This is a genomic window from Micromonospora sp. NBC_01699, from assembly GCF_036250065.1.
Lineage (GTDB): Bacteria > Actinomycetota > Actinomycetes > Mycobacteriales > Micromonosporaceae > Micromonospora_G.
The window spans coordinates 1,470,532-1,493,684 of record NZ_CP109199.1 but is presented as its reverse complement, the minus strand read 5'-3'; the positions used below and the strand labels follow the sequence as shown (position 1 = coordinate 1,493,684).

Here is a 23,153-nt window from a genome sequence, read left to right as displayed (position 1 = left end):
GCGGAACCTCCCGTTCCTCAATGCCTGACAGACTTCGGCAATGTTGGAAACCTCGGTTCGGCTGCTGCGCCTGCTGACCCTGCTACAGACCCGGCGTACCTGGTCCGGCGCGGATCTGGCCGGCCGACTCGACGTCACCACCCGAACCGTCCGCAACGACGTCGAGCGGCTGCGCCAGCTCGGCTACCAGGTGCACTCGGCCACCGGAACCACCGGCGGCTACCGCCTCGGTGCCGGCGCGGAACTGCCGCCGCTGCTGCTCGATGACGAGGAAGCCGTAGCGGTCGCCGTCGGCCTGCGCGCCGCCGCCGGGGGTACGGTCGCCGGGATCGAGGACCCGTCGCTGCGGGCCCTGACCAAACTCGAACAGACGCTGCCCACCCGGCTGCGCCATCGGATCGACGCGCTGCGGTCGGCCACCGAATCCGCGGCGGGCGGCGGACCGACCGTGGACGTCGAAACCCTCACCATCGTCGCGGCCGCCGCGCGTGACTACGAACTACTGCGCTTCGACTACCTCGACCGCGATGGCCGGAGCAGCACCCGCCGGGCCGAACCCCACCGGCTCGTCTACACCGGACGCCGCTGGTACCTGGTGGCCTGGGACACCGACCGGGAGGACTGGCGTACGTACCGGGCCGACCGGATCCGACTCCGGCTGCCGAACGGGCCGCGCTTCGCCCCGCGTGAGCCGCCGGAAGGTGGCGCCGCCAGCCATGTCATGCGCGGCCTACGCTCGCTGGCCTGGAAATACCAGGCCCGGGTACGCCTGCACGCGCCCGCCGAGGTCATCGCCGAACGGATACCGCCGGAGGCGGGCCTGCTGACCGTCGTCGACGAGCGAAACTGCCTGCTGGAGACCGGATCCGACCTGCTGCACGACCTCGCCGGCTTCCTCGGGCAACTCGGCGTCGCCTTCACCGTGCTCGATCCGCCGGAACTGCGCGACCACCTCCGTACGCTCGCCACCCGCTACTCCGCCGCCGCCGGAGAACCCCGCGCCGGATAGCCCGACATCGGCATCGTCCGGCTCGATCGACCCGTACCGGCAGGCCATCGACCATCCCCGCTCCCCGTGACATCCGCGACATCGTCGGGGCGTAGCCTTCCGCACGGCTCAGCGCAAAGTCGCGCCCAAACGGAGGATTTGTCATGGCTCTGGTACGACGCGCGTCCGTTCTGGACAATGCCGGACAACTGGTGGTGACGGCGGTGAGTCGCGTCGCCGCCGCCCAGGCCGACACCGTCACGTCCACACCGGTCACCGGCGACGCATCCACTGCCGCCGGCAACGACGCATCGACTGCCGCCGGCAACCCGGACCGGGGTCAGCCGGTCGGTGCCGACGCGGAGGCACCCGCCGAGGCCGCCTCGGTCACCTCCCAGCAGGCCGGTCTCGGTGCCGTGATCGCGGCGTTCGCGACCATCGCGGCCGGTGGTTACGGTGCGTGGCAGATCTGGTCGAGCGGCGGGGCCGCCACAATCATCCAGCCGCCGGACACCACCGCCGTCTTCGGTACGTTGCTCGTCTTCGCCGCCGCGGTCGAGCGGGTGCTGGAACCCTTCTCCCGCTGGTTCCCCGGCCGGCGTACCGAAGCCGCGCTCGAACAGTCGATCGTGGCGCTGGCCAACCGGACCGGGAACCCCACCCACGCCGATCTGGCCGCGGTGGCGCACGCGAAGGCGCAGGTCGAGCGGGCTCGGGGCAACCGGACCATCGTCGCCTGGGGCATCGCGACCGCGGTCGCCACGGTCGCCTCCAGCGCCGGCGGTTTCTACGTGCTGCACGCGATCGCCGGTCCGGAGTGGGACGGGCTGCCGGTCTGGGTGGACGCGATCGTCACCGGTGTGATGGTCGGCAGCGGCACCAAGCCGGTGCACGACATCATCAGCCGTGTCCAGGGCGCCAAGGAACAGGCCCAGAACCCGACCGCCTGACCAACAGCCCCGGCCGTGGGTGTGGGCGGGGCCGGACACACCTCCGCCCCGCCCACACCCACAGCCATCCCGGCTCGGGGCACAGTTACCGGCGAGCCAGCCTGACTCCGGTCGACGTACGTCCGACGGCCGACGGTTTTCGGCGAGCCGGCTTGACTCCGGTCGGCGTACGGCCGACGGTCACAGGCGATGAGCCGCGACAGCCGCAGTACCCGGACGATGCACGAGCGTCTGCCGCAATCGATGCGCGACGCGGTGGACGACTTCGCCCGGCACCTGTCCCGGGTCGACAACCGGTCCAGCCACACCGTCCGGGCCTACGTCGGTGACATCGTCTCCCTGCTCGACCACGCCGTCCGGCTCGGCTGCGGCACCCCCGCCGAGCTGGACCTCGCCGCGTTGCGAAGCTGGCTGGCGAAGGTCCGTACGCTCGGCGCCGCCCGTACGACGCTGGCCCGGCGAGCCGCCTCGGCGCGTACGTTCAGCGGCTGGGCGCATCGCACCGGTCGGATCGCCACCGATGTCGGCGCCGCGCTGGCCAGCCCCAAGGCGCACCGGGAACTGCCGAGCGTGCTCCGCGCCGACCAGGCGACCACCCTCGTGCTGGCCCCCGGTGACGAGGCGTCTCCGCTGCTGCTGCGCGACCGGGCAATGCTCGAACTGCTCTACGGCACCGGGGTACGGGTGAGCGAGCTGTGCGGGTTGGACACCGGCGACGTCGACCACGGTCGTCGGGTGGTCCGGGTGCTCGGCAAGGGCAACAAGGAACGCTCGGTCCCGTACGGCGTACCGGCGCAGCGGGCGCTCGACGAATGGCTCCGGTTCGGGAGGCCCGCACTCGCCGGGCCGGACAGCGGGGACGCGCTGCTGCTCGGGCAACGCGGCGGGCGGCTCCTGCCGACCATCGCCCGTCGGGTGGTCGCCACCTACGCACGGGCCGCCGGCCTGCCCCGGACCAGCCCGCACGGGCTTCGCCACTCCGCCGCGACCCACCTGCTCGAAGGCGGCGCCGACCTGCGTGCCGTACAGGAATTGCTCGGCCACGCCTCCCTGTCGAGCACCCAGATCTACACCCACGTCTCCGCCGAACGCCTCCGCGCCGCCTACCGCCAAGCCCACCCCCGCGCCTAACACCCCACCCCCACCCATCTCCTGGCCCTCCTACAGAGAATGAGTGGTAATCAGCGCTCGAATTACCACTCATTCTCGGTAGGAGGGCCCACCGGGGGAGGGAGAGGAAGGGGGCCAGGGATTGTGGATTGGTTGGGGTGGTGGGAAACGGGCGGGATTAGGATGATCACGTGAGCGACGCAGCGTCACCACCGCCCGAACCGTTTTGCGGGGCCCGGCTGTTCTTCTCGCTCGACCCGGCGGTCAGCCATCTCAACCACGGATCGTTCGGCACCGTGCCGATCAGCGTCCAGCGCGCGCAGCAGCGGCTGCGGGACGAGACCGAGTCCAACCCGCAACGGTTCTACACCCGCGGGCTGTCGGAACGGGTCGCCCACGCCCGTCGCCACCTGGCAACCTTTCTGGGTGCCGATCCGGAGGGCACGGCGCTGGTCGGCAACGCCACCACCGGCACCGCCGTGGTGTTGCAGTCGCTGCGCCTGGAACCGGGTGACGAGGTGGTCAGCACCGATCACGGGTACGGCGCGGTCGCCCTGTCCGTCGAGCGGGAATGCCGGCGTACGGGTGCGGTGGCGCGAACCCTGAACGTGCCGCTGGCCGCCACCGACGCCGAGATAGTGGAGATCATCCGATCCGGTCTACGGCCGGGACGGACCAAGCTGCTGATCGTGGATCAGATCACCTCGCCCACCGCCCGCCTCTTCCCGGTCGCCGCGATCGTCGCCGTGGCCCGTGAGCTCGGCGTGCCGGTGCTGGTCGATGCGGCGCACGCCCCCGGCATGCTGCCGGTCGAGGTGGACCGGATCGGCGCCGACTTCTGGACCGGCAACTTCCACAAGTGGGCGTACGCCCCTCGGGGCACCGCCGCGCTGGTGGTGGCGCCCCGCTGGCGGGCCCGGATCGAACCGCTGGTCGTCTCCTGGGAGCAGGAAACCGGGTTCCCGCTCAACGTCGAGTTCCAGGCGACCCTCGACTACTCCAGTTGGCTGGCCGCGCCGGTGGGTCTGTTCACCCTGCGCAGCCTCGGCGTCGACCGGGTCAGGGCGCACAACGCCGCGCTCGCCGCGTACGGTCAGCGGGTGGTGGGTGCGGCGCTCGGTCTGGGAGCGGCCGATCTGCCGGACCCCGGCGGACCGACGATCGCCATGCGCCTCGTCCCGCTGCCGGACGGCGTGGCCACCACCTTTCCCGACGCGATCGCGTTGCGGCAGCGGGTCGCCGACACGCTCGCCACCGACGTCTTCCTCGGCCCGTGGGGCGGCCGGGGCTGGCTGCGACTCAGCGCGCAGGTCTACAACCGGGCCGAGGAGTACGACCGGCTCGCCGAGGCCCTGCCCGGCCTGCTCGCCGCCGCCCGCTGAGCGCGCTGCCGGTCGGCGGCGGTCGGCGTCAGGGCGGTTGGTGTCGGGCGGTCAGTGGTAGCAGCCGGACCCGGGCCAGGTTGAGCAGCGCCAGGGGGTCGAGGTAGTGCTCGGCCCGGCGCAGGCCCCAGTGCAGGCAGACTCCGGCGAGACAGCCGGGATGGCCGGGGAGCAGGGTTCCGATCGGGTCCCCGGCGGCGATCCGATCACCGACGCGTACGGCGGGTTCGACGGGTTGGTAGGTGGTCCGCAGGCCGTCCACGTGGGAGACACTCACCACCGGCGTGCCGGCGACCCGGCCGGCGTAGAGCACCACGCCGGGGCCGGCCGCGCGGACCGACGCACCGGCCTCGCCTTCGAGGTCGACGCCGCGATGGCCGGGCTGCCACGGCAGCGGCGGCGGGTCGAACCGGCGGGCCACCCGGGGTACGCCCGCCAACGGCCACCGCCACCCCGCCTCGACCGGCACCACCTCGGCCGCTACCACTTCGACCGCTACCCGCTGGACCGCCGCCGACCAGACCATCGACCCGAGCGGCACCCGCTGAACCGCGGCCGACCAGACCATCGACCCGAGCTGCGACCCGACCATCGACCCAACCTGCGACCCGACGGCCGATGCGGGTGCGGGTGCCGCCGGCGTCGCCGGTAGCAGCGCTGTCAACAGGATCAGCGGCAGGGCCGGGGCCGGGAAGGTCGGGGCACGGTACGTCCTCATGGCCGCGAGCGTGGCCGCTGGCGTCCGGCGACGCAACCGATCCGAGGCGGTCTGTGGACAGCCGGGACCGGCTGTGGAAAACGCCCGCCGAGGCGGTTGATCTGCTATGTACGGCGTGGCCGGTGCGGGCGGCCCGGCAGTTCGGGACCTGCGGCCCCTGACGGTCGTCGCCATCGTCACGGCCTTCCTCGTCGTGCCCGACCCGCACGCCCCGTACGTCCTCCGCCACCCGCGCTGACCAGCACCGGACCACCCCGGAGGCGTACGCCGGGCAGAACCTAGGCTGGTGCGGTGCGCCCGATCATGGGCCCGAGCCGGGGAGGCCGACTGATGACGACGGTGGACGAGGTGAGCGGCCCGTCGCGGCTGGCGGAGCCGGGCGAGGGGATCAGCCCCGAGGAGCTTCAACTGGCCGCCCGGAACCACGGGCTGCCGCTGGAGGCACTGCGGTACGACGTCACGCCGGTCGGCCTGCACTACCTGCTCACCCACTATGACATTCCGGACACAAGTGCCGAGAGCCACACGCTCACGATCGACGGTCGGGTGGACCGGCCGCTGGTTCTGGACCTGGCCGAGTTGAAGCGCCGCCCCCGGGTCACCCACCGGGTCACGCTGGAATGCGCCGGCAACGGTCGGGCACTGCTGGAGCCCCGCCCGGTGAGCCAGCCGTGGCTGGTCGAGGCGGTGGGCACGGCGGACTGGACCGGCACCCCGCTGGCGCCGCTGCTGCGCGACGCTGGGCTGGCGCCAGACGCGATCGAGGTCCTCTTCACCGGTGCCGACCACGGGGTGGAGCGCGGGGTGGAGCAGGACTACCAGCGGTCGCTGCCGGTGCCCGAGGCACTGCGCGAGGACGTGCTGTTGGCGTACGAGATGAACGGTGCCCCGCTGCTGCCGCAACACGGTGCCCCGCTGCGCCTGGTCGTGCCGGGCTGGTACGGCATGGCGCACGTCAAGTGGCTGCACCGGATCGAGGCGCTCGACCGGGAGTTCACCGGCTACCAGAACGCGGTCGCCTACCGGGTACGCCAGCACGCCGACGATCCGGGCGTGCCGGTGACCCGGATCGAGCCGAGAGCGTTGGTCCAGCCACCCGGCTTCCCCGACTTCATGTCCCGGGCCCGGGCCCTGCGACCCGGTACGGTCCCGCTGACCGGTCGGGCCTGGTCCGGCCACGCCCCGGTGACCGGCGTGGAGGTGACCGTCGACGGTGGCCTCACCTGGGCTCCGGCCACCCTCGATCCGGCCACCGGGCAGGCCGGGAAGGGGTCGATCGGCACCCAGTGGGCCTGGCGCGGCTGGCGGTACGACTGGGTCGCCACGCCCGGCCGCTACACCCTGAGCGCTCGGGCGACGGACGCGTCGGGGCGTACGCAGCCGGTGGAGCAGCCGTGGAACCGGGGCGGGTTCGCCAACAACCTGGTGCAGCGGGTCGAGGTCGCCGTCCTCGACGCGTGAGTGGCCGTGCTCGGGGGTCGGCCGGCCGTACCGCCGGCCCCCGCCGGTAGCTCAGCGCTCAGTTGCTCGGGTTGCTCAGAGTCGCCGAGGTTGCTCAGTTACCGAAGCCGGAATCCGCCGGAAGGGAGATCTCCGGCTTTTCTAGCTCTTCCACGTTGACGTCCTTGAACGTCATGACCCGGACATTCTTCACGAATCGCGCGGGACGGTACATATCCCAGACCCACGCGTCGTGCATCTCCACCTCGAAGTAGACCTCGCCGTCCGAGTTCCGCACGTGCAGGTCGACCTGATTGGCAAGATAGAACCGACGCTCGGTCTCGACCACGTAGGAGAACTGGCGGACGATATCGCGGTACTCCCGGTAGAGCTGCAGTTCCATCTCGGTCTCGTACTTTTCGAGATCTTCCGCGCTCATCGCACTCCGCCTTCCATGGCCACATCTTCCCCCACCAACGCTGGCGGCCGAGGCTGCTCCCCCAACGCCACGCCGACGGTACCCCCTGGCGGGGTTGTCCGCTTCCTCGGCTCATCCCCACCGACCCGCACCGGCCTCCGCGACCGTGGCGGGCGCTCGGCCCGACCGGAGATCGATGCCACGTTCACGTACGAGAAGCGGTGCTCCTCGCACGCTCCGTGACGCTCCAACGCGGCCGTGTGCTCCGCCGTGATGTAACCCTTGTGCTCGGCGAACCCGTAATCGGGGTACCGGCCGTCGAGCTCGACCATGATCCGGTCACGGGTCACCTTGGCCAGCACACTGGCGGCGGCGACACACGCGGCGACCTGGTCACCCTTCCACACGGCGAGACCCGGCACGCCGAGCCCGTCCACCCCGAAGCCGTCGGTGAGCACGTACTCCGGTCGGGTGGACAGCGACGCGAGCGCCCGACGCATCGCCGCGAGGTTGCACACGTGCAGCCCGCGCGAGTCCACCTCGTCGGCAGGGATGACCACCACGGCGTACGCCAGCGCCTGGTCGACCACGGCCCGGTAGACCCGTTCGCGGGCGGCCGGGGTCAGCAGCTTCGAGTCGGCCAGCTCGTCGATCTCGCCGCGCCGGCCCTCGGGCAGCACCGCCGCAGCGGCCACCAGCGGGCCCGCGCAGGCGCCCCGGCCGGCCTCGTCCGCACCGGCGACATAGCGGAAGCCGCGCCGTTGCAGGGCGCGCTCCAGTGCGTACAGGCCGCCCTCCCGGCGGACCACGGTGCGCGGCGGGGTCAGCACTAGCGCTCACCGCCCAGCAGGCGGCGCAGCAGGGCCGGCAGCTCGGTCGGATAGACCCGGTCGTCGGTACGCTCGATGTCGGCCACCGACCACCAGCGGTGCTCGTCGATGCTGTCCCGCTCGATCTGGTCGAAGCCGGCCGTGTCGACCTCGAAGGCGGGCCGCTCGGCCGGCACCCGGACCAGGAAGAAGTCCTGCTCCTGGCGGTACCACCGGCCGTCGAACGGAAACTCGGTGACCTCCTGCCAGACCGCCTGGCCGATCTGGTCCGGGGTCAGTCGCAGCCCGGTCTCCTCGGCCAGCTCGCGGACGGCGCCCTCGGTCGGGGACTCATCGGGGTCCAGGCCGCCACCGGGGGTGAACCAGTACCGGTGCTCGGGCCGTGCCGGGTCCCAGCCGTGGAACAGCAACACCCGGTCGGCGCCGTCGAGCAGCAGCACCCGGGCGGCCCGGCGAGGGGTGAAGACGGTCACCGGCTCAGCCTAGACGCGCCCGGTCCGCCCGAAGACGGGCGGCCGGCACGGCGCGCGACCGATCGGGAACCGCACGGTCCGGTGTTACGGATTGGGAACCCCGTCGTACGACTCGGGCACGGACAACCACTTGGCCCGGTCCAGCGGCCAGAAGACGGTGAAGGCCCGCCCGACCACCGAGTCCACCGGGATCGTGGCGAGATTGATGTCCCCGTCGGGATTGGCGGACTTCGACTGCTCCCAGTGCTCCAACGAGTCACCGGAGGCCGACCGGTGGTCGCCCATCACCCAGAGCCGGTCCTTCGGCACGGTGATGTCGAACTCCTCGTCGGCGGGCCGGTCCCGGACCCCGTTCTCACTGAAGATGTACGGCTCGTCCAGCGAGTGCCCGTTGATCATCAGCCGGTCCTGCGGGTCGCAGCAGACGATGTGGTCACCGCCGACGCCGATCACCCGCTTGATGAAGTCCTCGCCGTCGGGGTTGTTGCTCCACTCGAACGGCGCCTTGAAGACCACTACCTCGCCCCGGTCGGGCTCGCGGAAGTCGTAGACCAGCTTGTTGACGAGAACCCGGTCGTTGATGTCCAGCGTGTGTTGCATCGACGGTGAGGGGATGTAGAAGGTCTGTAGCACGAACGCCCGGACCAGGACCGCGACCAGCACGGCCACGCCCAGCAGGATCGGAAGTTCCCGCCAGAAGGAGTTACGCGGCTTCGGCTTGTCGGTCTGCTCGTCAATCACGGGTGGAGCCTACGATGCCGAGCTGGGAGCCAACGCCGGGAACGCGCGGAAATGAACAGCGGCCCCAGAATCGGCAGTACGACCGCGAGTCCGGCGCCGCCGTCCGATGTGACCGGCGGGTGGGTCCCGGCCGGTGCGGCGACCACCTCGGGCAGCTTCTCGAAGGTCTCCGGAACCGACAGCGAGTCCCACCGGCTGTACGGCCAGACGACGACGAAGGCCCGGCCGATCACGTTCTCGATCGGCACCGGGCCCTGGCACCGGGCGTCCTGTGAGACGAGTCGATGGTCACCCATCACGAACAGCTGGCCCGACGGGACCACCACCTCGTCGAACCGTCGGGAGCGGCACTCCTTCGGGTCCGGTGGGATGTCCAGCGGCGAGTCCTGCAACACGTACGTCTCGTCGAGCGGGACGTCGTTGACGGTGACCCGTCCCTGCTCGTCACAGCACTTCACCCGATCGCCGGGGACCCCGACCACGCGTTTGATGAAGTCCTTCTCGCCGGGTCGGCTGACCCCGACCAGGTCGCCCACGGTCCGGCCGAGCTTGCCGACGAAACCGGGCTCGGGCTCGTCGCTCTGCTGCGGCGCCCAGCGGTCGGTGCCCCGGAACACGACAACCTCGCCGCGGACCGGGTCACGCATGTCGTAGACGACCTTGTTGACCAGCACCCGGTCGCCGATCAACAGGGTGTCCTCCATGGACCCCGAGGGGATGAAGAACGCCTGGAGCAGGAAACTGCGGATCAGTACGGCCAGGCAGAACGCGACCACGAGCAGCAGTGGCAGCTCCTGCCAGAGCGGCATCTGCTTACGGGCACGTCGGACCCGTCGGCGCCAGGGCTCGACGTCGTCCTGTTCATCCACGCTGCGTACCACGCATCTCCCCGGTCCCGAGATACAGCACTACCGCCCGGTCGAGCCGACATCGGCTCCGGGCGGTAGCGCGGACGCGTTCCGTCACCTGCGACACCGTCGCGCTGAGACGTTCCGCTTCTGCCCGTGCGGCCAGCGTAGCCTCCGCCGGCCAGGACGGCACGCCCCCACGACCGGGGGCGATGCCGGACCGGGTCAGCCGACCTGCTTCTCGCGCTTCTCCTTGATCTTCGCCTTCTTGCCGCGAAGCTCACGGAGGTAGTAGAGCTTGGCCCGACGGACGTCACCGCGGGTCACGACCTCGATCCGGTCGAGCGCCGGGCTGTTGATCGGGTAGGTCCGCTCCACACCGACACCGAAGCTGACCTTGCGGACGGAGAAGGTCTCCTGAAGGCCACCGCCCTGACGGCGGATGACCACGCCCTGGAAGATCTGGACCCGGGAACGGTTACCCTCGATGACTCGGGCGTGCACCTTGACGGTGTCACCGGCCCGGAAGGCCGGGGTGTCGGTCCGCTGCGACTGGGCGTCAAGCGCGTCCAGGGTGTTCATCGCTGCATCCTCGTAATGCTCACGGCGCACCGGGCGTCGGCGCGCGGACTGGGTGATACTGATCCCCGCAGGAACCGGGGATCCTCGTAGCCGCCCGCGGCGCGGGCAACCACGGCAACCTCCCTACTTTGCCATATCGGCGGGCGGCACCTGAAATCCGGCTCCGCGCAGGGTGGCGACGTCACGTTTGTCCAGTTGCTCGGGCGGCAATCCGGCCAGCATGTCCGGCCGGCGCCGGGCCGTACGCAACAGTGCCTCGTCGCGCCGCCAACGGGCGATCCGGCCGTGGTCACCGGAGCGCAGGATCTCCGGCACGTCCTGCTCCCGCCAGCTCGGCGGCTTGGTGTAGACCGGCGCCTCCAGCAGCCCGTGCGCGTGCGACTCCTCGTCCAGCGAGTTCGCGTTGCCGAGCACGCCGGGCAGCAACCGGGTGATCGCCTCCAGCATCACGATCACCGCCACCTCGCCGCCGAACAGCACGTAGTCGCCGAGCGAGACCTCGGTCACCGGCATCCGGGTCTCGGCGTACGCCAGGACGCGCTGGTCGATGCCCTCGTACCGGCCACAGGCGAAGATCAGGTGCGGTTCGGCGGCCAGCTCGTGGGCCAGCGCCTGGGTGAACCGCACCCCGGCCGGGCTCGGCACCAGCAGCCGGGGCGGTGCTGTCACACCCGCCGGGACCAGGGCGTCGAGCGCCTCACCCCACGGCTCCGGTCGCATCACCATGCCCGGACCCCCGCCGTAGGGGCTGTCGTCGACGGTGCGGTGCACGTCGTGCGTCCAGGTCCGCAGATCGTGTACGCCCAGGTCGAGCACGCCGCTCGCCCTCGCCTTGCCGATCAGGGAGAGGTCGAGCGGCGAGAAGTACTCGGGAAAGATGGAAACCACGTCAACGCGCATGCCACTCACACCTCAACTCGCGGGACCGGCCGGTCGGAAAGATCGCGTGAACCGGCCGGTCAGAGGTCGAAGAGGCCAGCGGGAGCGTCGACCACCACCCGGCCGGCGGCCAGGTCCACCTCGGGCACGATCGCCTTGACGAACGGCACCAGCGCGACCCCGCCCTCGGGTCGGCGCAGCACCAGCAGGTCGGAGGCGGGCGCGTGGTCGATCCGGGTCACCTCGCCGAGCGGCTCACCGGTCGGGCTGACCGCGGCGAGGCCGACCAGCTGGTGGTCGTTGAACTCGTCCGGGTCGCTCGGCGGGGGTACGTCGGCGCTGTCCACCCAGAGCAGGGTGCCGCGCAGCACCTCGGCGAGATCCCGGTCGTAGAAGCCCTCGAAGAGCACCAGCGGACGGCCCTGGTGCCAGCGGACCGTCTCGATGGTCAGCTGCTCCGGCACCCGTACCGGCTCGCCCTGGTCGGTCACCGGTGCCGGGCCGACGGGGGCGGGTGCGTTGGCGGGCGCCGTCGGGTCGGCGCGAAACACCGACCCGACGGCGAACCGTGCCTCGGGTTCGTCGGTCCGCACCTCCACGGTCACCTCACCGTGGACACCGTGCGGCCGTCCGATCCGGCCGACGATCAGGAGCATCAGTACGAGTCGACGATGTCGACCCGGATCCCACGACCACCGATCGAGCCGATCACCTGGCGCAGCGCCTTGGCGGTACGCCCGGATCGGCCGATCACCGTGCCGAGGTCCTCGGGGTGCACCCGCACCTCAAGGCGCTTACCCCGGCGCGAGTCGACCAGCCGGACGCGTACGTCGTCCGGGTGGTCGACGATGCCCTTGACCAGGTGCTCCAGTGCCGGCCGGATAGCCACGTCAGGCCTGCTCGCCGGAGGCGGCACCGGCTTGCTCCTCGGTCTTCACCGGCTCCTCGGCCGGCGCGGCCTCGGCCGGCGCAGCCGCCTTGGCAGCCTTCTTGGCCGGCTTGGCGGCCGGCGCGTCGGCAACCCCGGCCGCGGCCTTGGACTCGGCCTCGTAGATCGCGAGACGGTCGGCCGGCGCGTCCTTCACCAGCAGCGGCGGCGGCGCCGGCAGGCCCTTGAACTGCTGCCAGTCGCCGGTCTTCTCCAGCAGACGCTGGACCGCCTCGCTCGGCTGCGCGCCGACGGACAGCCAGTACTGGACCCGTTCCGACTTGACCTGGATGATCGACGGGTGTTCCTTCGGCTGGTAGATGCCGACGAACTCGATCGCACGGCCGTCACGCTTGGTACGCGAGTCGGCGACGACGATGCGGTATTGCGGGTTGCGGATCTTACCCATCCGCAGGAGCCGGATCTTTACGGCCACAGTCTGTTCGCTCCTGTTGCGATTCTCACCGGCCCGGAAGGGCGGTGGGCGGGTGAGCGCCAACGGCACAGTGGGGTTTGGGCCGGAGACAACTCGGTGGACTGGCAATGCGTCCGGGTTAGAGGGCGCCGAACACGTGCCGGATACCAGCGACCCATTGTGCCAGACCCGGTACGCATATCTCACCTCGGACCCGGTCAACCAGGCCAACCACCCAGATTGTCCCATTCGTCGCGCTCGACCCGCCCGGCGTCCCGCTTCGCCACCGACCGTCACGAGCCGTCGGCCGGGCCGGGTACCGGCCGTTCGGCGAGTCGGTACAGCAGGTCCCGGGCCGGGCCGTCGGGCACCCGGGCGAGCGCCTCGCGGGCCCGCTCGGCGTGCTCGTCGACCAGCCGGGCCAGCTCCGCGAGCGAGTCCTCCGGAGGACGCTGCCGGCCCGGCAGACCCTCCTGACCGTGCGGACGCTGCCGGCCGTGAAGATGCTGGCGGCCGTCGACCTGCTCCTGGCCGTGGGGATACTGCCGGCCGTCGCCCTGCGGTCGGCTGTGAAGATCTTGGAAGCCCGGTAGCAGGCCGGGCAGGCCCGGAAAGCCGGACGAACCGGGACGGCCGGCGTCCGCCGCCCACAGCTCGTCGGCCAGCGCGTAGCTCACCCCCAGGTGGCGCCCGAAGGCGGCCAGCGCGTTCACCACCGCCGGGCTCGCCCCGCCGAGCCGCCCGCCGAGCCGGCAGGGCAACTCGAAGGAGGTCGCCATCCGGGCGCTGAGCTGTTCCACCCGCATCGCCCAGTCGGTCCCGACCGCCGCCGTCGCCGCGCCGGGAGGTACACCGGTGGCGGGCCGGTCGTCGGCCGTACCGGGTGGTGGTCCGCCCCGCCGGCGCGGACCGGCGGCGACCGTCCCACCGCGCAGACCCACGCCGCCGCCGTGCTCGGCGCGCAGCTCCCGGGCCCGACCCTCGCAGCTCGCGGTCAGTGCGTCGGCGAACTCCGTCACCACCGCCGCCCCGCCCCGCGCGGCCAGTTCGTACGCGCGGGCGAGCAGGTAGTCGGCGAGCAGTACGGCGAACCGGCTCCCCCAGGGCACCGCGGTGGCCTCACCACCCCGGCGACCGGGTAGGCGTTCGGCGGCGGAGCGCGGGGCGGGGAGGGTCGGGCGGGTCGGTGGCGGGGGGCCGGCACCGTCCATCGCCAGGCCGGCGAGCAGGCCCAGGTCCATCGCTGCCGCCAGCGCGTGGCTGACCGGGTTGCGGCGGCCGCCGACGTACCCGGCGGCGAGCAGGAGCACCGCCGGGCGCAGCGGAACCGTGTCCGGGTCACGGTCGACCGCGAACAGCCGGACGAACATCGGCCAGTCGTCGCGTACGCAGCCGGCGAGCAGGTCGGCCACGGCGAGCAGGTCCCGGCGCAGTGCCCGACCGATGCCGGGGTCCAGCGGCGGCAACGGTGCGAGGATCCGTTCGGCTCGGGCCCCGTCGGGATGCAGCGCCAACCGCCGGCACAGGGTGAAGATCGGCCGGTCGTCGTCGAAGGTCGACTCCAGCACCCGCCAGGCGAGCAGGTAACGGCGGGCCGCGTGCCGGCCGGTCTCGAACTGGCCGGCGTGCCGGGCGCCCAGCTCGCGGGCGTACGGGATGGGGTCGATCGGGTCGTCGGCGGACTCGTGCAGCGCGGCGTCGATAGTGGTGGCGGCCAGGGTGCCGGACTCCAGGGCGAAGCTGATTCCCTCGCCGGTGAACGGGCTCGCCAGCCCGGCGGCGTCGCCGACCAGCAGCAACCCCGGCACCCCGCACCGGGACGGGTCGAAGTCGAGCCGCAGCGGCGCCCCGCTCATCCGGCCCACCGGGCGGGCCCGGCGGAACCTGCGATCGGTGGCGATCAGGTCGGTCACGAACCGGTCGTACAGGCTGCGGACGCTGTCCCGGTGGGCCGGGTCGAACAGGCCGACACCGACGTTCACCACGCCGCCGCCGACCGGGAAGACCCAGCCGTACGAGGGCAGCAGGTGCCGTTCGGTCACGTCGAACAGCGGCAGGTGGATCTCCAGCAGTGGGTCGAGGTCCGCCACGTCGGCGAAGTAGCCACGGGCGGCGAAACCGGTCTGCTCCCGGACACCGGTACGGAGTCCGGCCTGCCGGCCCAGCCCGGACGCGGCCCCGTCGGCGGCGACCACCACCGGGGCGCGGACCGCCACCCGCCGCCCCTCCCGCTCGATCTCCACGCCCCGTACCGCACCGGGCTCGCCGAGCAGGTAGGTGGCGCGGGCATCGGGCCAGAGGGTCGCACCGGCCCGGACCGCCCGGTGGCAGAGCTTCGCGTCGAGTTCCAGCCGGGGCACCACCATCCCGTACGACAGCGGCCCGTCCCCGTCGTACCGGAAGTCGCGGGTGCCCCGCCCGCGCATCCGGACCCGGACCCCGGCGACCCGCGCCGCCCCGGTCAGTTCCTCCAGTACGCCCATGTCGGCCAGCAGCCGCACCGCGTCCCGGGTCAGCCCGTCCCCGCAGCTCTTCTCCCGGGGGAAGTCCCGCCGGTCGACCAGCAGCACCCGCCGCCCCCGCCGGGCCAGGTGGTACGCGGCCGCCGACCCCGCCGGTCCGGCGCCCACCACCACCGCGTCGAGTCGTTCCGGGCCGGTCTCCCCGGCCATCTCAACCGGCCCGGGCGATGGCGTGGTCGGCCAGCCGCCACAGCGACTCGCGGGCCGGTCCGGCGGGCAGGGCGGCGAGGTGGCCACGGGCGCGGGTGGCGAGTTCCCGGGCCTCGCCGAGGACCTGGTCCACCACCCCGGAGCGGAGCACCAGGCTGCGTACCTCGGCCAGTTCGGTGGCACCGGGTTCGAGGACCCGCAGCAGCTCCCGTACCCGTTGCGCGGCCGGTGTGCCACGGGCCAGCAACCGGAGTACGGACAGCGTGTAGACGCCCTCCCGGACGTCACCGAGCGGGTACTTGCCCAGCCGCTCGGCGCTGCCCCACACGTCCAGCGCGTCGTCGGCGAGCTGGAACGCGATGCCCAGGTCGTGGCCGTACCGGGACAGGGCGGTGACGATCCGGTCCGGTGCGCCGGCCAGCCGGGCACCCAACCGGCACGGCAGCTCGAACAGGGTGGCCGTCTTGCCGGCGATGATCTCCATGTACTCGGCCTCGGTCAGGCCGGTGTGGAAGGCGTTCTCGGTCTCCCGGAGCTGGCCGGTGCAGAGTTCCACCAGTGCCCGCGCGGCCTCCCGGCCGTACCCGTCGTCGAAGGTGGCGATCAGCGCGCTCGCCCGCGCCACCAGGAACGTGCCGGTGACCAGGGCGGCCGAGTCGCCCCACTGGGCGTTGGCGGTCGGCCCGTGCCGGCGGGTGACGGCCCGGTCCAGCACGTCGTCGTGGTAGAGCGTGGCCAGGTGCAGCAGTTCCAGGGCGGCGGCCGCGTCCAGTAACCGGTCCGGTCGGAACGTGCCGAACTCCCCCGCGACCAGCAGCAACGCCGGCCGGATCCGTTTGCCGCCCCGGTCCAGCAGGGCGGTGGCCATGGTCCACAGTCCGGGGTCGCGGGACGCCACCGCGTCCTTCATCCGCCGGTCCAGGTCGGCCAGCGCGGTACGGGTACGCACGCTGGTCAGCCACCGGTCGTCCACCGTCGCCGCGCCGATCACCGTCATCGCGGCACCCCCGTCCGTGGAGTCGGCATCCTCGGGGTCGGCGTCGACGGGGTCGCCGTCGGCGGGAACGAAGTGTCGGTCATGGTGAACCTCCTCGACTCAGCCACGCCGGCCCCTTCCGGTCGGGTCCGGCGTACCCGGCGGGACCCGGCGGCGGTCGGGGGCCGGGCGGCACGGGTGTCTCCAGTACGACGTGGCAGCGAACCAGGAACGCCTCCACCCCACGGCCGTCGATCCGGACCGCGACGATCCCCGGCCCGGTCAGCACGGCGGCGGTCGGCAGCGCCGGGGTGGCCGGCGGCACCTGGGCCCGGTCCCGGATGTTGCCGGCCGCGTCGACCGCGACCAGCGACAGCGGGCGGCCACCGATGTTGAGCAGGGTGACGGCGATCCGCTCGGCCGGACGCGGCAGCCGGAGCACCAGGCCGAGACCGAGCCGCAACGCGTTGCCGCCGGCCGGCGGGTCCAGCGCCACCACCGCCCGACCACCACCATCGGGCGTACGCAGAGCGAAGCCCTGCTCGGTCCACTGCGGCGGATACTGGCTGCCCCGCTCCCGGTCCCCGAAGTCGAGCGTGAGCTCGGTCAGCGGCGGCGGGGCCGGCGGGCAGTACGGCTGCGCGGCGAGCAGTTCGACGTCGTCGAACCAGACCCGTTCGGCCCCCGGACTCGGGTCCCGCCCGTCCGGGCGGTACGCCTCCAGGAAGACCGTGACCGCGGCCGACCGGGCGGTGACCCGTACGGTCAGCGGGCTCCAGCGCTGCGACGCCGTACCGTCGCTCCACACGATGGTGTCGGCGGCCGGGTCGTCGCCGCCGGCCGGGTCGACGCCGAGCCGGGCCGTTCCCGGCCTGGCCTGGTCCAGGTCGTACCAGGCGGTGACCTGGTAGGACCAGTCCGGGTTGGCACCGATCCGCTGGTACACCCCGACCCGTTCGCGGGCGCCGACCTGGAGGCCCTGGGCCCGCCGTCCACCGTGTACGACGAAGTTGCTCGCGGTGTGCCGGGGGGCGGTGTTCGCCACCGTCGGCGTCCGCAGGTACGGCTCCCAGCCGATCGCCACCGCGCCGGTACTGCGCTGGGCGAAGCCGTCCTCGAAGTGCCGGTTGACCACGTCGACCGCCCGGATCACCACCTCGTCACCGCCCACCCCGCCGTCGTCGTCGGCGACGGTGCAGCGGGCCAGGAAGGTGCCCCGGTCCGGGTACCGGTGCGCGGCGACCGCGCTGCCCCGGCTCGCGGGTGCCTGGTGCACCTCGGTCACCACCGCCGGGATCGGCGCCGAGCAGTCGCCGAACGCCCAGGTCGCGGTGTGGGTGTCGGACCAGCCCGGATCGCTGAAGGTGGCGGTCAGGGTCAACACCGTGCTCGGGTACGTGAACAGCTCCGGTCCGGCGTCCACGGTCGGCGGCACGTTCCGTACGGTGACCAGCCGGCTGTCGGTGGCCATGCCGCCGTTGCGGTCCCGGACCCGCAGGGTGACCTCGTAGATCCCGTTGTCGCACCAGGCGTGCCGGACGGTGCTGGTCCCCTCGCACCGGGGCGGTTTGTTCGTCTGCGCCACCGTGCCCGGCTCGGTCGCGGACGCGTCGCCGAAGTTCCAGGTGGTCTCGTGCGTGTCGGTCCAGTCCGGGTCGGTGAACCGGCCGACGAGTGTGACCAGTTCGCCCTCGTCGACCACCAGGTCGGGGCCGGCGTCCACGGTCGGCGGCGCGTTCGCCACGTGCACCAGGGCGAAGCTGTGGCTGGTGGCGCCGCCCGGCTCGGTGACGGTGAGCGAGTGCGCGGCCAGATAGACGCCGCCGGCGGCGTACGTGTGGGTGAGGTCGCGGGTCGCCACCGCCGGGCTGCCGTCGCCGGCTCGCCAGGAGTAGACGGCGGCCGGGGCGGTGTGCCCGGCGGTCAGGGTGAGCGCCGTTCCGGCGGTGCCGGTGTAGGAGCCGCCGCCCCGGGCGGCGAGCACCGGGGTCTGGGCGCGGGAGCTGACCACCTCCAGGGTGCCGGCGAGGACCAGCCCGCCCGGAGCGATGGTGATCGGGTTGTGGAAGACCGGCCGGACCCGGCCGATCCGGGCCAGCTCCGGGGGCCAGCCGGTGAGGCCGCGAACCGCGCCGGTGACCGGGTCGACCCGGGTCGAGCTGCCGATCCCGGCGGCGATCCCGGTGACCACGGCGGCCACCACCACGATGACGATCCCGACCAGGATGCTGCCCGCTCCCCAGCTCACCACCGCGAGAATGAGCGCGACCAGCCAGAACGCGGTCGACTCCGCCGAGTCGACGTCCGGGTCGCCGATCACCTGGTTCTCCATCGCCTGCATCCCGTCGGGGTCGAGCGCGCCATCGGGATTCCAGCGCAGCCCGACCTCGGCCCGGAAGGTGGCGTCCACGTCGATGCTGCCGAGGACCGCGTCGACCACGGTCAGCGCCCCGGTCATCCGGATCGCCCCGTCCACCGGTTCGACGTCGAGGTCGCGTACGTCGGCCCGGATGTCGTCGCGCTCGACCCGGCGGGGCAGGTCGGCGTCGGCCCAGCCGTTGGCGGCGCGGGCGGCCTCGATGCCGGCCCGGACGATCGGGGCGGCCAGCATGATGGCGAAGTCCCGCCCGGCCGGCACCGGGTGGCCGATCGCGGTGATGTCCGCGTCGTCGGCGGCGTTGACCGCGATGACGAGTGCGTCGGCCCGGACCCGGGTGGCCACGTCGTGCGCCTCGAAGCGCTCCCCACCGGCCTGCGGGGTCCACAGCGCCAGCGGGCCCCGGGCGGCCAGGTCGGCGTGGACCAGGTCACCGATCAGCGTGGCGACCTGGTCGGCGGTCGGCACCGGCACGGTACGCGGCCCGAAGCCCTGGACCAGGTCCCGCCCCTGCTGACCGAGCCGGGTACGCAGGGCGGCTTCGAGGAGTCCGAACAGGGCACCGTTGTTGAGCGTGTAGTTGGTGCCCTCCAGCCCCGGCGCCGGCCGGATCGGACCGGCGGTCACCACGGCGGTGTCGAACCGGATCGTGTACGCCCCCGGCGGCGCCTCCACCCCGGCAAGGATCTCCAACCGCGCCTCGACCCCCATCGGATCGGCCAACACCGGCCCCGCCGCGCTCCCGTTCCCGGCTCCCGCCCCCGCACCGAACCCCGATCCGGATCCCGCCCCGCCACCGGACCCCGCCCCGCCACCGCCGCCGGATCCGGTTATGCGGAACATCCGCAGGTAGCCCGGGAGGCTGATCAGCACGTGTCCGGCGTCGGGTCGGCTCACCTCGATCCGGTAGCCGGGCTGGCTCTGGTCGTCGTACCACTCCAGGTGGGTGTCGAGCAGGTAGCCGTTGCCGCCGACGGAGAGCGCCTGCTCGGACTCGTCCCGCTGGTGCGGGATCGTCGGCACACCGGCGTGGACGGGCCCGGCCGGTCCGCCGTTCTCGTACCCGAGGTGGACGTACTCGGCGAGGATCTGGTCGAGCTTGCCGGCGATCGGATCACCGCCGCTGACGCCCGCGTCGACCGCGCTTCGGGGCAGCCCGTCGAGCCGGATCCCGACGTCGAGGGAGCCCGGCAGCAGCCCGATCGGCACCTCCGCCCGTACGGTCGCGGTCAGGTCGAGCAACCGGGCGGACGGGACCGGCGGGTCGGCGAGGGTCACCTGCACGATCAGCCCGAAGACGAGCCGGCAGCCGTCGATCGCGGGCACCAGTTGGGCGTCGAGCCGGTCCTGGGGGATCTCCAGTTGCCCGCCGGAGGTGGTCCGGCCACCGAGGTCGAGCCCGGCCGGAATCGCCAGGTACGCGGGCACCCCGCCGGTGTCGGTGCCACCGCAGCCGGCCGACTTCCAGGCCGCCCGCAGCGCCTTGCGCAGGACCGCCGGTGCCGTCACCACCACCACGTCGTACCCGTGTGTGTCGACCATGGTCCTCCTTCCGCACTACAGTTCGGCGACCGGTGGCGTAGTGCGGCGCAGCCGGGCGACCACGGCGGTCACCGGCGGTATCCGCTCGCCGTCGAGCAGCGCGTCGAAGGTCCGAACGGGTGCGAACCGGGGCCGGGCGGCCGAGATCCACCGGTAGTCCAGCAGCGGTGCCAGCACCGGATGCTGGTCGCGCAGGCGACGCAACGGGTCCGGGCCGGGACCGCCGGGGTGCCAGCGCGGCGGTCGGGTGTCCAGCACCGGCCCCGGTGCCACGGCGACGATCCCGAGTTCGACCAGGAGTCGCCCGACGTCCTCGGCGTCGTCCGGGTCGACCGTCCGACCGGCCAGGCCGGCGACCTCCCGGCGCAGGTCGGCGAGGCGGCCGGCGGGGCCGGGGCCCAGTCTCAGTTGGTCGGCGAGGGCCGGCCTGATCTCCGGGTCGATGGTGTAGTCCAACCGCTCGATGGCGAGCAGCGGGTTGACCGCGGCGGCGCGGCCCAGCCGGGCGTTGGCATTTACCCGGGCGAGGATGTCGGGCGCTCTCGCCCGCAGGTCTGCCCAGGAGGTGATCTGGTCGGCCACGGGGACCTCCCACCAGGGGGACGACTTGCACGGAGCCTAGGGGCTCTGACCTGCGGTTTTACCGCTTCTGTCAGGAGCACGACACTCTTGGTAGTGCCATTTTGTCCGGACTCGCCGGTCGGTTCGGGGCGGGCCCGCCCGTCGGTCGAGGGCCGGGCTCAGCGGACCGGGGTTCGATCCCAACCCGCCGGCAGCGACGCCGGCACGGTCCACCCCGGATCGGGTACGAAGTGGCGCCAGGTTCCGTCGAACGGGAACTCACCGGCCTCGATCATTCGTACCACCCGCAGACCCTCGGCGCGGACCGCCGCCTCGTCCGGCACCCAGTAGCCGTCCGGGTGGGCGAGGCGCTCGACGAACTCCTCCTCGTCCTTCCAGTGCCAGCTCAGGTCCGGCTCGACCAGGATGTCGAGATCCTGGTCGACCACGTCCACCCCGGCCAGGTCACCGTCGTCCCAGCGCACACCGTGCTCTTCGAGGTTGACGTACCAGTACGCGAACCGGTCGGTGGTGTCCCGGAACCACCACACCGAGTGGTCGGCGCCGGCGGGCAGGAACTTCAACAGCGGTGGGCCCGCCCAGACACCGGTGGCCAGCCGGTACGGGTTCGCCAGCCACTCGGTGAACGGCATCGCCCGCATGCCCCGGCCGTCGGCGGTGACCTCGCTGGCCACCGGGGAGTTGCGGGCGATCCAGACCAGCAGACCCCGCTCGTCGTCGCTGACCACCCGCGCCGTCCTGGCCCAACCGATCCGGCCCCGGCGTACGTTGCGGTGCACGATCAGCCGGCCGGGGGCGAACCGGGGCACGGATGCCCCGGTTGGCAGGTCGGCGCGGGTATCGGCGGACACCGTCGGTGGCGGCGGGCGTCAGTAGGAGCGGGCCAGGATGGCGACCAGGTCGGGCTCGTCCTCCGAGTCCGGCACCGAACCGTCCGCCCGGACCAGGCAGCGTACGGTGACGCCCTGCCCGTTCGCCTCGGCCTCGCCCGCGACACCGACCGCCGACCACGGCAACCGGGCCCAGCCGGTGGCCGCCGCCTCGATCGCCTCGGCGAGCGTGTTCACCTCGAAGGTGCGGGACTCGCGCAGGGCGAGCGCCTCGTCGTGCAGGGCCCGCTGGTCGGCGTCGAGCGCGGCGAGCACCGCCGAAACCGCGTCGGCCACCGGCACCGGAGTCTTCGATCCGTCCGTACGCCGAACCACCACCGCATTACCGGCGGCCAGGTCGCGCGGGCCGACCTCGACCCGTACCGGATAGCCCTTGAGCTCGGCGTCGACGGCCCGGCGGCCGAACGGGGTGTCCACCCGCTCGTCGAGGGCGACCCGGACCCCGGCGTCACGCAGCGCGTCGCGCAGCTTCACCGCCGCCTCGACCACCCCGTCACCGGCCTTGACCACCATCACGTACGCCTGGATCGGGGCGAGCCGGGGCGGCACCCGCAGCCCGTTGTCGTCACCGTGAGTCATGATCAGGCCACCGAGCATCCGGGTCGAGGTGCCCCAGGACGTGGTCCAGGCGTGCTGCGTCCCACCGGTCGCCGCCGAGTACGTGATGTCGAACGCCCTGGCGAAGTTCTGCCCCAGCTCGTGGCTGGTGCCCAGTTGCAGCGCCTTGCCGTCGCCCATCATGCCTTCGAGCGTGTACGTGCTGGTCGCACCGGCGAACCGCTCCCGGGCGGTCTTGCGCCCCACCACCACCGGAATCGCCAGTACGTTGACCATCATGTCCTCGTACACCTCGTGCAGGATGCGGCGGGCGTAGGCCCGCGCGTCCGCCTCGTCGACGTGCGCGGTGTGCCCCTCCTGCCAGAGGAACTCACTGGTCCGCAGGAAGATCCGCGGACGCAGCTCCCAGCGGACCACGTTCGCCCACTGGTTGAGCAGCAGCGGCAGGTCCCGGTACGAGTCGATCCACTTGGCCATGAACTCGCCGATGACGGTCTCGCTGGTGGGGCGCACCACGATCGGCTCGGCCAGCGGCTTGCCGCCACCGTGGGTGACCACGGCCAGTTCCGGGGAGAAGCCCTCGACGTGCTCGGCCTCGCGCTTGAGGTAGGACTCCGGGATGAAGAGCGGGAAGTAGGCGTTCTCCGCCCCGGTCGCCTTGATCCGGTTGTCCATCTCGGCCTGCATGCGTTCCCAGATGGCGTAGCCCGCTGGTCGGATGACCATCGTCCCGCGTACCGGCCCGTTGTCGGCGAGCTGAGCTTTGGCGATCAGGTCCTGGTACCAGCGGGGGAAATCCTCCGCACGGGGAGTGAGCACGCGTGCCATGACCGCATATCCTATGCGCCCCTCCC

General features: G+C 72.4%; 22 protein-coding genes. 5 read left to right on the top strand and 17 right to left on the bottom strand.

All coding sequences use genetic code 11. The annotated features are described in order from the left end of the window. Positions 1-40: 40 nt before the first annotated feature. The 4 genes from OG792_RS06755 to OG792_RS06740 all read left to right on the top strand — a co-directional run bounded on the left by OG792_RS06755 (position 41) and on the right by OG792_RS06740 (position 4,430). Positions 41-1,009 (top strand): helix-turn-helix transcriptional regulator, encoded by a 969-nt coding sequence (locus tag OG792_RS06755; protein ID WP_329108359.1) that lies wholly within the window; start codon positions 41-43, stop codon positions 1,007-1,009. Between the two features lie 143 nt (positions 1,010-1,152). Next, positions 1,153-1,938 (top strand): hypothetical protein, encoded by a 786-nt coding sequence (locus tag OG792_RS06750; protein WP_329108358.1) that lies wholly within the window; start codon positions 1,153-1,155, stop codon positions 1,936-1,938. A 189-nt stretch (positions 1,939-2,127) separates the two neighbouring features. Continuing rightward, positions 2,128-3,069 (top strand): tyrosine recombinase XerC, encoded by a 942-nt coding sequence (locus OG792_RS06745; protein ID WP_329108357.1) that lies wholly within the window; start codon positions 2,128-2,130, stop codon positions 3,067-3,069. 170 nt (positions 3,070-3,239) lie between these two features. Next, a complete protein-coding gene (locus OG792_RS06740; protein ID WP_329108356.1) occupies positions 3,240-4,430 on the top strand; it encodes an aminotransferase class V-fold PLP-dependent enzyme in 1,191 nt (396 codons plus the stop codon). 28 nt (positions 4,431-4,458) lie between these two features. Here OG792_RS06740 and OG792_RS06735 read toward each other — a convergent pair whose 3' ends face one another. Then, on the bottom strand, positions 4,459-5,148 hold the full coding sequence (locus tag OG792_RS06735) for a murein hydrolase activator EnvC family protein (protein WP_329108355.1): 690 nt from the start codon (positions 5,146-5,148) through the stop codon (positions 4,459-4,461). A 330-nt stretch (positions 5,149-5,478) separates the two neighbouring features. Between OG792_RS06735 and OG792_RS06730 the strand changes: the two genes are divergently transcribed. Next, positions 5,479-6,609, top strand: coding sequence for a sulfite oxidase (locus OG792_RS06730; protein ID WP_329108354.1), 1,131 nt, complete (start codon positions 5,479-5,481; stop codon positions 6,607-6,609). A 94-nt stretch (positions 6,610-6,703) separates the two neighbouring features. Here the strand turns inward: OG792_RS06730 and OG792_RS06725 are convergent, their stop codons facing one another. The 16 genes from OG792_RS06725 to proS form a co-directional block, all read right to left on the bottom strand. Beyond that, positions 6,704-7,027: a DUF2469 domain-containing protein gene (locus OG792_RS06725; RefSeq protein WP_121158970.1), complete on the bottom strand. Its 324-nt coding sequence runs from the start codon at positions 7,025-7,027 to the stop codon at positions 6,704-6,706. Then, positions 7,024-7,836: a ribonuclease HII gene (locus tag OG792_RS06720; protein ID WP_329108353.1), complete on the bottom strand. Its 813-nt coding sequence runs from the start codon at positions 7,834-7,836 to the stop codon at positions 7,024-7,026. Before OG792_RS06720 ends, OG792_RS06725 begins: the two co-directional genes overlap by 4 nt. Next, positions 7,836-8,309, bottom strand: a complete 474-nt coding sequence (locus OG792_RS06715; RefSeq protein WP_329108352.1) for an NUDIX hydrolase — start codon at positions 8,307-8,309, stop codon at positions 7,836-7,838. The genes OG792_RS06720 and OG792_RS06715 overlap by 1 nt, the downstream gene beginning before the upstream one ends. An 84-nt stretch (positions 8,310-8,393) precedes the next feature. Beyond that, the gene (gene lepB, locus OG792_RS06710; protein WP_329108351.1) at positions 8,394-9,050 is read right to left on the bottom strand and encodes a signal peptidase I; all 657 of its coding nucleotides are present in this window, start codon (positions 9,048-9,050) and stop codon (positions 8,394-8,396) included. Then, positions 9,047-9,931 carry a signal peptidase I gene (gene lepB / locus OG792_RS06705; RefSeq protein ID WP_329108350.1) on the bottom strand — a complete coding sequence of 295 codons (885 nt, stop codon included), beginning with the start codon at positions 9,929-9,931 and terminating at the stop codon, positions 9,047-9,049. The genes lepB (OG792_RS06710) and lepB (OG792_RS06705) overlap by 4 nt, the downstream gene beginning before the upstream one ends. Before the next feature lie 192 nt (positions 9,932-10,123). Next, entirely contained in the window at positions 10,124-10,480 is a 357-nt protein-coding gene (gene rplS / locus OG792_RS06700; RefSeq protein WP_329108349.1) for a 50S ribosomal protein L19, read from the bottom strand. 123 nt (positions 10,481-10,603) lie between these two features. Further along, positions 10,604-11,380, bottom strand: coding sequence for a tRNA (guanosine(37)-N1)-methyltransferase TrmD (gene trmD / locus OG792_RS06695; RefSeq protein ID WP_329108348.1), 777 nt, complete (start codon positions 11,378-11,380; stop codon positions 10,604-10,606). Between the two features lie 59 nt (positions 11,381-11,439). Next, on the bottom strand, positions 11,440-12,015 hold the full coding sequence (gene rimM / locus OG792_RS06690) for a ribosome maturation factor RimM (RefSeq protein ID WP_329108347.1): 576 nt from the start codon (positions 12,013-12,015) through the stop codon (positions 11,440-11,442). Next, a complete protein-coding gene (locus tag OG792_RS06685) occupies positions 12,015-12,275 on the bottom strand; it encodes an RNA-binding protein (protein WP_329108346.1) in 261 nt (86 codons plus the stop codon). Before OG792_RS06685 ends, rimM begins: the two co-directional genes overlap by 1 nt. Next, positions 12,250-12,723 (bottom strand): 30S ribosomal protein S16, encoded by a 474-nt coding sequence (gene rpsP / locus OG792_RS06680; protein WP_329111139.1) that lies wholly within the window; start codon positions 12,721-12,723, stop codon positions 12,250-12,252. The genes OG792_RS06685 and rpsP overlap by 26 nt, the downstream gene beginning before the upstream one ends. Before the next feature lie 272 nt (positions 12,724-12,995). Beyond that, positions 12,996-15,374 (bottom strand): geranylgeranyl reductase family protein, encoded by a 2,379-nt coding sequence (locus OG792_RS06675; RefSeq protein WP_329108345.1) that lies wholly within the window; start codon positions 15,372-15,374, stop codon positions 12,996-12,998. 1 nt (position 15,375) lies between these two features. Next, the gene (locus tag OG792_RS06670; RefSeq protein WP_329108344.1) at positions 15,376-16,371 is read right to left on the bottom strand and encodes a polyprenyl synthetase family protein; all 996 of its coding nucleotides are present in this window, start codon (positions 16,369-16,371) and stop codon (positions 15,376-15,378) included. Positions 16,372-16,450: 79 nt separating this feature from the next. Further along, positions 16,451-20,269, bottom strand: a complete 3,819-nt coding sequence (locus OG792_RS06665) for a PKD domain-containing protein (RefSeq protein WP_329108343.1) — start codon at positions 20,267-20,269, stop codon at positions 16,451-16,453. A 15-nt stretch (positions 20,270-20,284) separates the two neighbouring features. Continuing rightward, entirely contained in the window at positions 20,285-20,851 is a 567-nt protein-coding gene (locus tag OG792_RS06660) for a hypothetical protein (RefSeq protein WP_329108342.1), read from the bottom strand. Positions 20,852-21,009: 158 nt separating this feature from the next. After that, complete coding sequence (locus tag OG792_RS06655) at positions 21,010-21,660, bottom strand: DUF402 domain-containing protein (protein WP_329108341.1); 651 nt, start codon at positions 21,658-21,660, stop codon at positions 21,010-21,012. Positions 21,661-21,720: 60 nt separating this feature from the next. Continuing rightward, positions 21,721-23,127, bottom strand: a complete 1,407-nt coding sequence (gene proS / locus OG792_RS06650; RefSeq protein WP_329108340.1) for a proline--tRNA ligase — start codon at positions 23,125-23,127, stop codon at positions 21,721-21,723. Between the last annotated feature and the right edge of the window lie 26 nt (positions 23,128-23,153).